At 51.1% G+C, this 12,522-nt stretch carries 15 protein-coding genes and 1 tRNA gene; 9 read left to right on the top strand and 7 right to left on the bottom strand.

Annotated elements, in window-relative coordinates; translation table 11 throughout:
• Positions 1 to 120 precede the first annotated feature (120 nt).
• Together BLR50_RS03695 and BLR50_RS03690 are read left to right on the top strand one after the other, a co-directional pair.
• A complete protein-coding gene (locus BLR50_RS03695) occupies positions 121 to 402 on the top strand; it encodes a hypothetical protein (RefSeq protein ID WP_092638695.1) in 282 nt (93 codons plus the stop codon).
• 156 nt (positions 403 to 558) lie between these two features.
• Positions 559 to 1,740 carry an acyltransferase family protein gene (locus BLR50_RS03690; RefSeq protein ID WP_092638693.1) on the top strand — a complete coding sequence of 394 codons (1,182 nt, stop codon included), beginning with the start codon at positions 559 to 561 and terminating at the stop codon, positions 1,738 to 1,740.
• 73 nt (positions 1,741 to 1,813) lie between these two features.
• Here the strand turns inward: BLR50_RS03690 and BLR50_RS03685 are convergent, their stop codons facing one another.
• The 3 genes from BLR50_RS03685 to BLR50_RS03675 form a co-directional block, all read right to left on the bottom strand.
• Positions 1,814 to 2,353 (bottom strand): nitroreductase family protein, encoded by a 540-nt coding sequence (locus tag BLR50_RS03685; RefSeq protein ID WP_092638691.1) that lies wholly within the window; start codon positions 2,351 to 2,353, stop codon positions 1,814 to 1,816.
• 154 nt (positions 2,354 to 2,507) lie between these two features.
• The gene (locus tag BLR50_RS03680; RefSeq protein WP_092638689.1) at positions 2,508 to 2,930 is read right to left on the bottom strand and encodes a pyridoxamine 5'-phosphate oxidase family protein; all 423 of its coding nucleotides are present in this window, start codon (positions 2,928 to 2,930) and stop codon (positions 2,508 to 2,510) included.
• A 15-nt stretch (positions 2,931 to 2,945) separates the two neighbouring features.
• Positions 2,946 to 3,365 carry a MarR family winged helix-turn-helix transcriptional regulator gene (locus BLR50_RS03675; RefSeq protein WP_242871686.1) on the bottom strand — a complete coding sequence of 140 codons (420 nt, stop codon included), beginning with the start codon at positions 3,363 to 3,365 and terminating at the stop codon, positions 2,946 to 2,948.
• 432 nt (positions 3,366 to 3,797) lie between these two features.
• Between BLR50_RS03675 and BLR50_RS03670 the strand changes: the two genes are divergently transcribed.
• The 3 genes from BLR50_RS03670 to BLR50_RS03660 all read left to right on the top strand — a co-directional run bounded on the left by BLR50_RS03670 (position 3,798) and on the right by BLR50_RS03660 (position 5,266).
• A tRNA-Pro gene (locus BLR50_RS03670) sits at positions 3,798 to 3,873 on the top strand.
• Positions 3,874 to 3,980: 107 nt separating this feature from the next.
• Positions 3,981 to 4,841 (top strand): transglutaminase-like domain-containing protein, encoded by an 861-nt coding sequence (locus BLR50_RS03665; RefSeq protein ID WP_143008035.1) that lies wholly within the window; start codon positions 3,981 to 3,983, stop codon positions 4,839 to 4,841.
• 158 nt (positions 4,842 to 4,999) lie between these two features.
• Positions 5,000 to 5,266: a DUF2935 domain-containing protein gene (locus BLR50_RS03660; protein ID WP_092638677.1), complete on the top strand. Its 267-nt coding sequence runs from the start codon at positions 5,000 to 5,002 to the stop codon at positions 5,264 to 5,266.
• A gap of 155 nt (positions 5,267 to 5,421) precedes the next feature.
• On the opposite strand, the gene BLR50_RS03655 is transcribed toward BLR50_RS03660, so the two are convergent.
• Complete coding sequence (locus BLR50_RS03655) at positions 5,422 to 5,922, bottom strand: flavodoxin domain-containing protein (protein ID WP_092638675.1); 501 nt, start codon at positions 5,920 to 5,922, stop codon at positions 5,422 to 5,424.
• 201 nt (positions 5,923 to 6,123) lie between these two features.
• On the opposite strand from BLR50_RS03655, the gene tsaA reads away from it, so the two are divergent.
• Complete coding sequence (gene tsaA, locus BLR50_RS03650; RefSeq protein ID WP_092638669.1) at positions 6,124 to 6,579, top strand: tRNA (N6-threonylcarbamoyladenosine(37)-N6)-methyltransferase TrmO; 456 nt, start codon at positions 6,124 to 6,126, stop codon at positions 6,577 to 6,579.
• 42 nt (positions 6,580 to 6,621) lie between these two features.
• On the opposite strand, the gene BLR50_RS03645 is transcribed toward tsaA, so the two are convergent.
• Together BLR50_RS03645 and BLR50_RS03640 are read right to left on the bottom strand one after the other, a co-directional pair.
• Positions 6,622 to 7,206, bottom strand: coding sequence for a hypothetical protein (locus tag BLR50_RS03645; RefSeq protein WP_092638668.1), 585 nt, complete (start codon positions 7,204 to 7,206; stop codon positions 6,622 to 6,624).
• The gene (locus tag BLR50_RS03640) at positions 7,203 to 7,763 is read right to left on the bottom strand and encodes an RNA polymerase sigma factor (RefSeq protein WP_092638667.1); all 561 of its coding nucleotides are present in this window, start codon (positions 7,761 to 7,763) and stop codon (positions 7,203 to 7,205) included. The genes BLR50_RS03645 and BLR50_RS03640 overlap by 4 nt, the downstream gene beginning before the upstream one ends.
• Positions 7,764 to 8,093: 330 nt before the next feature.
• Here BLR50_RS03640 and BLR50_RS03635 point away from each other — a divergent pair, with 330 nt between their 5' ends.
• The 3 genes from BLR50_RS03635 to BLR50_RS03625 all read left to right on the top strand — a co-directional run bounded on the left by BLR50_RS03635 (position 8,094) and on the right by BLR50_RS03625 (position 11,236).
• Positions 8,094 to 9,593: a hypothetical protein gene (locus tag BLR50_RS03635; protein ID WP_092638666.1), complete on the top strand. Its 1,500-nt coding sequence runs from the start codon at positions 8,094 to 8,096 to the stop codon at positions 9,591 to 9,593.
• A gap of 138 nt (positions 9,594 to 9,731) precedes the next feature.
• Positions 9,732 to 10,580 carry a CPBP family intramembrane glutamic endopeptidase gene (locus BLR50_RS03630; protein ID WP_092638665.1) on the top strand — a complete coding sequence of 283 codons (849 nt, stop codon included), beginning with the start codon at positions 9,732 to 9,734 and terminating at the stop codon, positions 10,578 to 10,580.
• Between the two features lie 26 nt (positions 10,581 to 10,606).
• A complete protein-coding gene (locus BLR50_RS03625; RefSeq protein WP_092638664.1) occupies positions 10,607 to 11,236 on the top strand; it encodes a class I SAM-dependent methyltransferase in 630 nt (209 codons plus the stop codon).
• 52 nt (positions 11,237 to 11,288) lie between these two features.
• On the opposite strand, the gene BLR50_RS03620 is transcribed toward BLR50_RS03625, so the two are convergent.
• Positions 11,289 to 12,230 carry an AEC family transporter gene (locus BLR50_RS03620; RefSeq protein ID WP_092638663.1) on the bottom strand — a complete coding sequence of 314 codons (942 nt, stop codon included), beginning with the start codon at positions 12,228 to 12,230 and terminating at the stop codon, positions 11,289 to 11,291.
• Positions 12,231 to 12,522: the final 292 nt, after the last annotated feature.

The raw sequence follows: 12,522 nt of genomic DNA, 5'->3' as shown, positions 1-12,522 counted from the left end.
GGCAAAACATACAGTTGTTGAATGAATTGCCCCGCTTGTATTTGATGCCCGTTAGCAGTATGCTTTATAAAGCGTATACAACTATACCGCATACATTGGTTTGGGAAAGGGAAATCTGTTATGAGTATCTTTGAAGCGGGCATGCTCATCTGCTTTGGCTTGGCCTGGCCGGTGAACATCTATAAGTCTGTCACCTCGCGTTCCACCAAGGGCAAGAGCGTATTCTTTCTTTATGTGGTAATCGTGGGGTATATCTTTGGCATCATCCATAAGCTCTTGTACAGCCCCGATCTGGTGCTGGGGCTGTATCTATTGAATATCGCCATGGTGACGACCGATATCCTCCTCTACTACCGCAACCGCCACTACGAAAAGAAGGCGGAGCAGGCGGCAAAGGGTTAGCCCCGTCCTCCTTTGGCAAAAAAGCACAGAATAGCGGCTCTCGGGCAAGCCCCGAAAGCCGCTTCGTTTTTTCTAAAAACGGTTGCATTTACAAAAATTATATAATAATATTGTTTACATATTACCTTCCGGATTACCAAAGAGGGGAATGAGTGAATGATAAGCACCGCCGCAGCTCATACAGAGCAGCCTTCAACACGCTTGTATTATCTCGACAACCTGAAAACGGCGCTTACCTGTCTGGTCGTGGCACATCACGCCAGTCAGGGCTATACAACCATAGATACGGGCTGGGCCGTGCAGCAGACCAACCTCCCGGAGATTAACGACAGAATCATCGGGTGGTTTCTGTCTGTCAACAACGCCTTTTTCATGGCGCTCTTCTTCATGATATCCGCCTATTTCATTCCGCGTTCCCTTGCGTTTAAACCGGCCCCCGCCTTTCTTTGGAACCGCGTAAGGAAGCTTGGCCTTCCGATTGTTGTGTTCACTCTCTTCATTTTTCCCGTCACCGGTTTTCTGCTGTATGGCAGGGGAATGACCTTTGCAGATTTTCTGGTGCGCCGATACCTGCCCGTTCCCGGCGGCGATATCAATCTGGGGCATACATGGTTTTTGTTCGTTCTGCTTTTCTTCACGGGCCTCTATATACTGTTTACCAAACTACGGCGGCAGCCGAAAAACAGCGGCTTAGAACCGCACCGCCAGCCCAAGAACGCCCCCTGCCTGAATAACCTCCAGATCCTGTTGTTTGCGCTTAGCCTTACGCTTGTTACCTTTGCAGTAAGAATTTTCTTTCAACCCGGCTACTGGATACCGCTGCACGCCCTTGAGCCCGCAAGAATCCTCACCTATCTTGCCCTGTTCGGCTTCGGTATTCTGGCGTATGAAAAGCAGTGGTTCGAAAGGCTCCCCGTATCTGTCGGGGTTTTGTGGGGCATCGTTTCTGTCGTTGTGATACTGCTGGCGCCCCCCATCATTCTATTTCTGCTCGGCGGCTATGCCATCTGGGCCAAAGGGTTTACCTTCAATTCGCTGATTGTCTCCGCCTGGGAGACCTTCCTCTGCGTGGGGCTGTGCGTCAGCCTGCCAATCCTCTTTAGGCAGAAATTCAACCGCACCAATAAGCTATTGAAGCTGGCGGCCAAGAACTCGTTCGGCGTGTATCTTCTGCACCCGCTGATTATCATTCCGATTGAGGCAGCTATCATCAATCTGCCCCTGCACCCGATGCTGAAATTCCTTTTCACTACCGTAATCGGTATTGCACTATGCTACCTGCTGTGCTGCGCGTACTCAGCCATAAAAAGCAGGCTGCTGAAAATCACGGCGAAATAATCGCGTAGGCGAAAAATCATAAAAGCGGCTCTCGGGGAAAGCCCCTGAAGCCGCTTTAACGTTTTAAGTTACCCTACCACTGCTCATAGTGAATCATGGTATCCAAGCCCCTCTTTTTCGGGGAACCCGCGGGCTTATCGGGGTAGCCCACTACAATTACGCCTACCACATATTTATCGGCGGGAACGCCCAGCGCTTCGCGCATGTCACTTTGGGTATACCACGCCGTCCAGCAGGAGGCAAGCCCCAGCGCCTCGGCCTCCAGCACGATATGCTCGGCGGCGATGGCGGTATCGCGGATAATCTGCTTAAGCTCCTCCTGCGGGCTGTTTTCGTCCACTGTAATCGGCACCTCTACGGGAACGCGCGAACGGATATCCGCCACGCACGCGATGTGCACCGGCGCCTGCATCATCCACTGCTGGTGGTGGTTCGCCGCGCAGATTTTGCCGCGAGCCTCTTCAGATCGCGCTACAATAAACTGCCACGGCTGGGTGTTGCTCCCCGAGGGGGCCAAACGCGCGGCCTCCAGCAGGTCAAGCACCTGTTCGTCCGAAACCGGCCTGTCGGCAAAGCTTCGGGTACTTTTGCGGGTTTGAATCTCCTTTAACATACAGCTGTCCTCCCTTTCCCACCTGCGCCAACGGATAACCCCCTATCGGGCGCTTTTTTAATAGTATACCCGCTTTATATCCTGTTGTAAATCGTCAATTTACGATTTACGTTGCTTAACGGGAAAGAGATGAAGGTATCAGCCGCTGCCGCGCTTACTCTATCTCAAAATCCTCCGAGTGGAAGTTTGAATAAAACCGCCCGCTCTTCGCGGTAAACCGCAGCACGCAGTAGTCGGGGTCGGTCACGCCTAAGGGGTAATACAGGGTGTCGCCCGGCTGCCAGATGAGCTCCTTGCTTTCGGCATCCTCCAGCACCTCCATCGTGCCCAGCAGCATCAGCCCGTTAAAAAACCGCTTATCGGCAAAATACAGGCTGGCGGCAGGGTTCTTGCGGTACTGACGCACGCGCAGGCTGGAGGTGTTAGTGGTAAGGTAGAAGGTTTTAACCCCCTCGCGCACCCGCGCGTTGTACATCATCTTCTGGTAGGGGAAGCCGTCCTCGCCCACCGAGCCTACCATTACCATCTTGCTTCTCTTAATCAGGCCGTCCGCCGTATTAATCAGGTTTCTGCTCATATTATGTTTCCTCCTCTAATTGCCGTCTTTATTCTTTTGCTCGTATTCGGTCAGGTTTTTCAGGATATGCCGCAGGATGTGCTCAAAGCGGTCAATCTCCTGCTCCGGCAGGCCGTCGTAGTAAAGGCGCAGCATCTCTGCCGATACCGCGTCATACCGCCCTTGCAGCGCCACGCTTTTTTCGGTAAGGGAGACGATGGTCTCGCGCTTGTCGGCCTCATTCACCTGCCGCAGGATATGCCCCGCCTGCTCCAGCCGCTCCAGCATACTGGTAAGGGTGGTTTTGCTCAGCGCCGTTTTCCTCGCAAGCTCGCTGATGGGCTGGCTGCCGCTCTGCCACAGCACAAACAGTATGCGCCCCTGCGCAGAGTTAAGGTCGGTAATCTCATACTCCCGCAGCAGCTTGTCAAACACGCGCCCCGAAACCTGATTCACCTTTGAAACTAAAAATCCGCCTTCGCGTATGATAGTATCCCCTCCCGCACATCATTTTCCCGCATACCTTTCTATCCTCTGCCCTCTGATTTCTGTCATCTCGCAGGGGGCTGCGTCCTCGACGCCCCGCAGTCTACAACTGAATCCGCGATGGAGATGTAGGGGCGCGCATTGCGCGTCCGCGGCTCCAAACGCAACCGCATATTTACCGTGGAACAGTCTTGACCGTTTCGTAAGTCTTATACAAAACAGTACGATATAGGACTATATTAGTACGACATCGTACTAATGTCAAGCAAAAACTATCCCTTCAAAGATCTCCGCGCCCTTATACAAACATTTTCGGTTGACACGGCGGCTTAAAAAAACTATAATATTCTTTGCATCGGTTGTGTTGCGCGCAAAACGAGCGGCATAGGATAAAGTGAATATCGAGGTGTAGCGCAGATGGTAGCGCGCTTGCTTTGGGAGCAAGATGCCGCAGGTTCGAATCCTGTCACCTCGACCATCAAAAAACATATCGTTCCGCCAAGGGAAGGATATGCTTTTTTGTTATATATAACATTATTTATACTGCCAGAGATGCACACAGTTAGAATAAAGGGGGGACAATTTGTGAAGCTAAAACAAACGCTCTTATTCATCATTGCCGCTTTTATTTTTACCGGGTGCAATCAACCTCAATACATAGTAGAGCCGAAAAGCTCAAGCAAGGTAGAGCTTTTAAAAGAATACTCTCAATACAGCACAGATAACTATAATGTAGAGTTTGAATATAAATTTGATGAGCGCGAAAATATGCTTGATATTATTAAGGCAAATAACCTCGACAAGTTAGTTGAGGGGAAAAGTGATGTCGAAACTTCTATCGCTTTAATGAATTGGTTGTGCGAGCGCTATAAACATGGTAATCCCCCCGGAGGGTTGGCAAAAACCAGAACGCCACAGGCATTAATGGAGTTTGCCGACAATAACGATCAAACCACAAATTGCCGAGGGCTTTCGCTTATCTTGTCACAGTTGATACGGGCATACAATATAAAGGCGTTTCACATAACATGTATGCCTTATGAAGAACCTTTTGATGATTGCCATGTCGTTGTAAGCGTTTTTTGCGCCAGTTTAAACAGGTGGATCATGCTTGACCCGACATACAACCTTTATTTAAAGAACAAGTCGAACGAAATAATAGGAATAAAAGAGCTTCGTGATATTTTAATCAAGGGCGAAGAGCTAATCGCAAATGATGAAGCGGGTTATCATAATCAAAAAATGAACCTCAGCGAATACCGTGAGTATATGGCGAAAAATCTTATCAGGCTGGAACGCGGAACAGTTGAGCGATATGGCAGCGATGAAGACGATGGATTAGTCATACTAATTCCTAAGAAATATAGTCAAAACGAAGCGAAGAATTTCGAAGAACAAACACAAAAGTGTTTTATGACCTCTGAACATGATTTTTGGAAAGAATAGATTTACGGTTAGAACGTTTACCTAGCGAGTGTAAGTTCTGTTTTTCTACCCTGATTGCCCCGTAATCATGCGATTATTAGTATTATTCATCCTACCCATCATGAACCCCGCTCCTGCCTCATAGAATGAATTAAGTAAAGCAAAAGGGTGGGGTAAGGGTGACAGTTGAACAGGTTGTTTCCGAATCGGTTAGCACCTATCTGTTTTGGGCAAGGATTATGAAGGAGCATGCCATTTTCATCCAAAGCGCCCTCCCGCCACCGCAGGCCGCCCTTGCGGCACAGGCGGAGGACTTCAGGCGGCAGTTCACCCGCTTTTTAAGCGAGGCTGTTCGCCTTGCGGGCGGTGTTCTTCCAAAGGAAACCCTGGAATCCCGGCAGTTTTTCTGTAATAGTAGTAGAGAGCATATTGTGTACCTCCGATGATGGTTTCTAAGCAATTCCATTCTATCGGTTTTTCCACAAATATGCTCTCTTTTTTACTCTTTTTAGCTCTATTTGCTGTCTGCCATAACAATATAGAGCAGCAATAAACTGCAAATCAAGAATGTGCTTCAAGTCACATGGTTAAGCTTTCTGTGTTAACATCGCATTGTCTCCGTTTGCATCCGTTCGGCAAAAGCGCGGATGCGTTCGGTTTCAATTTTCGGCTCAATGAAATTCTTATTAAAGTCGTCAATTTTTTTAAGCGACATGAAAATTTTTCGGTAGACGGGGTTCATCTTGTCATATTGCATCAGGCCGCCCAGCATATCCTTTGCCTGAGCATGGGCCAGCAGGGCCGTTGAAAAGAACTGCTCCAGATAGCCTTCCGTTTCCGGCGGTGTATAGCAGCCGATGAACAGACCAAGGCGCTTTTTGATTAGCTGTTTTTCGTTCGCCTTTAAAAAAGAGGTGATGCCATGCTGGATTTTGTTCATGTAAACAGACCCGCCGACGATGACAGTATCAAATGCTTCAATGCCGGGTTTACCATCATGAATATTATTTATGGTAACATTACCGCCTAATTCCCTCGCCAACTGATCAGCGATCTGCTTTGTCGCCCCGTATTTCGTAGCGTATAAAATCAATGTGTTCATTTTAACCCCTCCGTGGCATATTGCCGGCCGAATTGCTCCACATGCGCGATGACCAAATCTATGAGGCCGTTTTTATCTGCTGTACAATCGTAAACCGTCATCAATAAGAAAATCGGTCCGTAGTATAATAGTCAAAAACAAAGCCAGTACGGCTGTTATCCCGTTTTTTATACCATATTAACAAGAAGGACAGTGTTGCACATGACGATCAGCTTTGAACCCATCGGCTATGTTGAAAATAAGGTTACCGAAAAGAAAGACACCCGCTGGGGTGAGGATATCTCCCGCCTTGTCATCAACCAAGAGCTCAGCAGGGGCTTAACCGGTCTGGACGGGTTTTCGCACCTCATCGTCCTCACCTATCTAAACGAGGCTAAGTTTGAGCCGCAGCGCCATCTTGTAAGGCACCCGCAGGGAAGGGAAGAGCTCCCCATGGTGGGCATCTTCTCTCAAAGAGCCAAAGACCGCCCCAACCCCATCGGTATTACAGCGGTGGAAATTCTGAGTGTTGAGAAAAACATCGTCACCGTCAAGGGGCTAGACGCCATCGACGGCACGCCCATATTAGATATCAAGCCCTATTTCCCGCAGTTTGATTGCCGGGGAAATGCCAAAACCCCGGAATGGGTGGAGGTTATTATGAGGGAGTATTTTTAGGGTATACAGTGATTGTTACAGAGTTCACGCCCACAGATATCCCTATTGCTTCGGCTTTAATGCCTTTAGCAGTTTATCCCCTGTAACCCCCAGCTGTGCGTCTTGTGATGCAAAGGGGATATTCACTAGGTATTTTCCGTCTACCTCATAGACTAAAATGTAAATCCCCGAGCCGATATCCTGCGTTACACCTAAACTGCTGATAACCTCTTTGTAGGTCATGGTCGGGGTTAGCTTCCTAATCTGTTCTGAAGTAACCTGCGCCGGTGCTTCGGCTGCGGTAGACTGGCTTGCATTGGCCAGCATTTTCTGCGTCAGCTCATTATAAGTGCCTGCCTTTAGCACCTCCACGGCCTGATAGATCTGCTGCCGCGAGTAATCGCTCAGGTCCTCGGCCTTAATACCAAGCGATGTTAAGTATGTCACCGCGGCATTAAACCGGTGGGTCTCAACGGCATAGGCGGTAATCGCGGTTCCCACAATCAGGCACGCAATCAATGCCGCCGCTATCTGCCACCTTACCCATCTCTTTTGGGGCGGTTTGTTTTCACGCGCCTTCGGTGCCGCTTCAAGGATGTATTCATCATTTACCGTTCCTATCGCCTGAAAGAGCTTTTCGGTTTTCATAATTCAATACCTTCTTTCTCAAGAAACGACTTCAGCCTGTACCTCTCCCGAAACAGGATGGATTTTACGCTGTTCTCGTTCATGCCGTATTCCTGTGCTATCTCCTTTAACGGGCTGGTATACCAGTAGCGGCGTATGAACAGCATTCGATTGCGCTGCGGCATAACAGAAAGAAAACGGTTTATAGCCTCCGACAAAGCCCTTTCGTCAATTGCCTGTTCCATACCGGAAAGCGACGGCAGGCAGTCCTCCAGTTCCGATAGCACCAGCGGTATTTGGCCTTTCCCGCGTTTTTCGGCTGAATAGCCCTTATACCTGTTAAACGCTAGGTTGCGTGTTATCTTTCCTAAAAAAGCAGACAAACAGTTCGGCCTGTGCTGAGGCATCGCATTCCATGCCCGCAGGTAGGTGTCGCTTACACATTCCTCGGCATCCTCGCGGTTATGCAGTATACTGTAGGATATGTACCGGCAGTATTCCCCGTATTTGCTGGCGGTTTGGGTAATCGCCGTTTCGCAACGCTCCCAGTACAGCTCAACAATTTCGCTGTCTTCCACTTACATCACTCCTTCCTTGATAAGGCCTTTCACCCTAATACACCACAAAAATGATTTAAAGTTGCAGGGATTATTAAAATTTTCTAGAATCATCATTCAAAAGAGACGATTTTATTATACCAGATTGTTACAAGAAGTACATTTTAGAAGATAATATCAGTTTAGCCGAAACAATATTCGGCTCGCAAATTTCCCGTCTTACCCCCCCCATCCCCGCCCATTAATTTAAACTAATGAATAGACTTTTTCCCCCTATGGTAAGAAAATAGACCTGTAAAATAGGTTCGTTGTGTCTCAAAAACAAACACTTATCAAAGAAGGCTAAAAATCATGAAGCAAAAGTCTATTCTTTCCCTTTCGCTGATACTGAGCATTTGTATCCTGTGCGCCTCCTGCGGCGGCAGCAGGGCGGTCAGCAGCCCGTCCTCCGCGCAGAGCACCGCGGTAAGCAGCGCCTCCTTTGCGGCTGAAAGCTCCTCTGCACCCGAAACCACGGCAGCGGTGAAAGGCATTGTCTTTAAGCAGACCATCGACGACCCGCAGGCGGCCACGATGAATGCCAAGGGCTCCACCGATGTCATCGACCTCACCCTTATCCAAACCGCGCCGAATGTCTACGAGGGGCACGGCACCATTACGCGAAACATCAGCATCCCCGATAAATCCTGCATCCTGAACCAGCAGTATATATACCGCACCGGTCTGCTGCGCGCCGAGCCGGGAAAGGAGCAGAAGCTCACCCTCACCTGCGAATTGCTCGAGGATAAGGATATGCAAACCCTAATGGGAACAGATGCCCCCATACGCATGGTAAACCACAAGGAGGGCTCCGCCCAACTCAAGGATACCCCCGTGCTGCTGCAGCTTATGGGGGAGAAGGCCACCCTTACGGTAAAGCTGCACGATAAAGCAACCCTTGTGTTCGAGGGCAGCGTAACAAATACCGTACCGCCTTCTGCCGATACCGCAGCCCCGGCGGGCACCCTCTACATCAACAGCCTGTGGTCGGATGCCGTAAGCGGCGGTAGCGGCGACTATACCGCCATCCTGTTAGCCTCGCAGAAAACGGATAAGAGCTACTTTGGCAAGCTCACCGTTATGGGCAGCGGAGATACTCTCAAAGCCGCCGATGAAACGGTCACCTTCACCCTCAATGCATTCGACGCCGCGGCGTACAAAGAGGCAGGCGGCAAGCTCAGCGATACCTTTACGCAGATGGGCGTTATCAAGGCGGGCGGCGAAAACTATATTGTGCTGCTCGACGGTCAGCAGGCCCTATTAGAGCCGGCGGGCCAGGGGGTTGTCTTCTTCGGCAGGCTGTGCAGCGATGCCCCGGCCGCTTTGCAGAACGAGGCGGATAAAACCATGCGGATATTCTCCTGCATCAGCCGCCAAAAGGTTGGTACTGCGGAAGACTATTCCGCGTTCAAGGGCCTGGACCCTAAAAACCCAGAGGATATGGAAAAGATCATGGCACTTGCCGAGAAGCTGAAAGGTAACGTCGATGCCGATCGAGCGGTCCCCGCGTGGTACCCCGAGGGCTTAATCCCCACCGTCAATTTCTCGGCAGACGACGGCTACCTTACCACCCCAACCGCGGGTACCCAGTTCTTTAAGCTCTATACCACGGAATATGCAGAACTGGAAGACTTCGACGAGCTGATTCCCCCCTACCGCAAAGCGCTTTCCGGCTACGACAACTTCAAGGAACACATTAACTCCGACGCCTTGGAGGGCGCGTTCGTCTTCACCATGGGCCGCTACACGCTGCAGGTACATCTTGTGCAGGTAGTAAAGGGCCTTACCAATGTTACCGTTCAGATTTATTAAGGCTTGGCAGCCTAAACATAAGGCAGCCCCCGCCCGAAGCTTCACGCCGAGGGCGGGGGCTAACCAATCGACTTATGTGTATAATTGTGGTAGTATAATAGGGTTAAAAGAATTAAAGCTGCTTTTGGAGAAACGACTATGAAAACAACCAAACAGCAACCGGTTGCCCTCATCGCTGTACTATTCCTCCTCTGCTTCGTTATACGGCTTATCGAGGTTTTGGGCCTGCGCCTGGATGAAACCTTTATCAACGAAAACTTTATCCATAAGCTGCTGGGTATCGCCATACTGGCCGCCGCGTTGCGCTGGTTCTCGCTCTCACAAAAGGATATCGGCTTTGACTTCAGCCGCTTTTTTCTGCCCACCCTGCTGGGCTTAGCCTTGGGGGCGGGGCGCTTTGCCGTCGGCTACGGCGCCGAATGCCTTATCCTTGCCGCACAGGGCAAAAGCCCGTCCTTCGAGTTTTATGCCAGCGGCTTCTCCCTTACGGGGGAGCAGCTGCGCCTGCCCGCCTACGCTTTTCTGCTGATTATCGGCTTTAATATCCTCAACGCCATCATGGAGGAGGGCATCTTCCGCGGCCTGTTTATCCGGCTTGCCCAAAGAAAGCACCGCTTCGCCGCCGCAAACCTGATTGCCGCGCTGTTTTTCGGCCTGTGGCATATCGCCATGCCCATCCGCAGCTATCTTGACGGCGCCATGCCGCTTGGGGTTATGTTACTCTACGCTTTGGGCTATATCCTCCTTTCGGGAAGTATCAGCCTTTTGTGGGGCATGCTGTTTGAGATGTCGGGTGTTCTCTGGATCGGCCTTGCCGACCACTTCTTTAACAACACCATCCTCAACACCCTGCACGTTACCACCGCCTCGGGCACCGACGAGCTGCAGATTGTCCGCACACTGATTGCACAGCTGCTGGCACTTGCGCTGGTAACGGTTTTATACCTTCGCAAAAAGAAAACCAAAAGAACCGCCGAAGCGGTTTAACCATAAAAGAAAAAAGGTGAAGCGGTATGTATTTCGATGAAAAATCCGCGCAGTGGGATACCCCCCGGCGTATCGAACGCGCCAAGGCTCAGGCAGGCTTTATAAAGAAGGAGCTTGGCCGCCCCGATAATCTTACCGCGCTGGAGATCGGCTGCGGCACAGGGCTGCTGGCCTTTGAGCTGAAGGATTATTTCAGCAAAATCTATTGTGCCGAGCCCTCCGAGGGGATGCGGGCCGTGCTCAACGAAAAGCTTCGGCAAAGCGGCATACAAAACATCCTTCCCAATGATACCTCCCTGCTTTCACAACAGGAGTATTTCGGCACCTTTGACGTTGCATACAGCGCGATGGTGTTCCACCATATCGTGGATATTAAAGAGGAACTTTTGCTGCTGCGTAAAATGCTTAAACCAGGCGGGCACCTGATTATCATCGACCTGGATACCGACGACGGCACCTTTCACAGTGACGACCCCACCTTCAACGGCCACCACGGCTTTGACCGTCAGGAGCTGGGCCTTCTGCTTGCGCAGTGCGGCTTTCCCGCGGCAGCCTTTCAAACCATCTATTCCGGTGTAAAGCCGATGGGGGAGAAGCAGGTTTTGTATTCGCTGTTTCTGTGCCATGCGTGCAAAAAAGCACCCGCACAGCCCTAAAGCCGCGCGGGTGCTTTCCTATTTCACTATATCATTGACTAGGGGAGCGCCTTTAGCTGATCGCGTAAACCGCAATCCCCGCAAAGATCAGCACCGTCACCAGCGTGTTCACCGATACGGTGGTGGAGATATACTCGCCGTGCTCCTGTACGTCGGCAAAGATGGGGATGACAAAGGGTGCTGGCAGCGAGAAGATCAGCAGCAGTGCCATAAACAGCGTTTTGTCAAAGGGCAGTATCGCAAACAGCAGGGCGCTTGCCGCCAGCAGCAGCAAGGCCATCACCGCAAGGCGCAGGCCGATGGTGATGAATACGGGCTTTAACAGTTTTTTAGAAAGCGACAGCTCGTAGCCTACGATAATCAGAATCATGCCCGCGGTGGGCGCGGCAATAAAGGATATTGCCTGGGTAAAGATGCCCCCGATTGCCGAGCCGGTTATCACGCTTCCCAAGCCCGTAGCACCCACGATAATGCCCAGCAGCATGCCAATGCAGGCGGGGTTTTTAAAGATGTTCAGCACAACCCCCTTGGGCGTTGGCTTGTTGCCCGAGGTAATACCGAGCAGCGACAGGTAAACGGTGTAGGCAAACAGCACCTGCCCAAGGTCAAGCGAGGCGAGCACATGCAGGTTTTCATCCCCCGCCAGCATCGAGAACAGCGCGTAGCCCAGCATGCCCACCTCAAAGCCCGAGAGCAGAAAGGGCATGAACTTCTTATACCTTTCGCCCACCAGCCTGCGCAGCACAAAGCCCAGCGCCAGCGCCACCGAGCAGGAGATAAAGATTACCGCAAAGGTTAGCAGCGAGTTAAGGTTATACTGTGCGGAGTAGAACGCCTTAAACAGCACCACCGGCAGCGTGATGTTCGCCACCACCGCCTTGATGCCCGAAAGCCCCTGCATGCTGACAAGCCCCGTTCTGCGGCACAAAAGCCCAAGGCCGATCATCAGCAGCACCGGCAGAACCATCTGTATAACTGCGAGTGTTTGGTTCATCGGTTTACCATACCTATCTTTAAATATTCGGGTACTAAAAACGGCAGCGCACAGCTGCCGTTTTATGCAGGGTGCGGCCATCGGCCGTCCGCAGTATCCAAACAGCCGCCGGATAAAGCCGCGGACGCGCAATGTGCGCCCTACAAAGAAGCGTAGGGGGCGGCGTCCCCTACGCCCCGCAGTCAACCCGCGCGTTGAAGGGTTTTGCTGTAGGAAAGACCTGCGGTCTCCCGCGGTTTATGCGCCATGCCTTAGGTGGGTTGTAGGGGCGATTATCAATCGCCCGCGGTAT

The sequence above is a fragment of the Acetanaerobacterium elongatum genome, assembly GCF_900103835.1.
Classification (GTDB): domain Bacteria; phylum Bacillota; class Clostridia; order Oscillospirales; family Ruminococcaceae; genus Acetanaerobacterium; species Acetanaerobacterium elongatum.
Note: the sequence above shows the minus strand (reverse complement) of the source record. Positions and strands in the feature narration are given on the sequence as shown.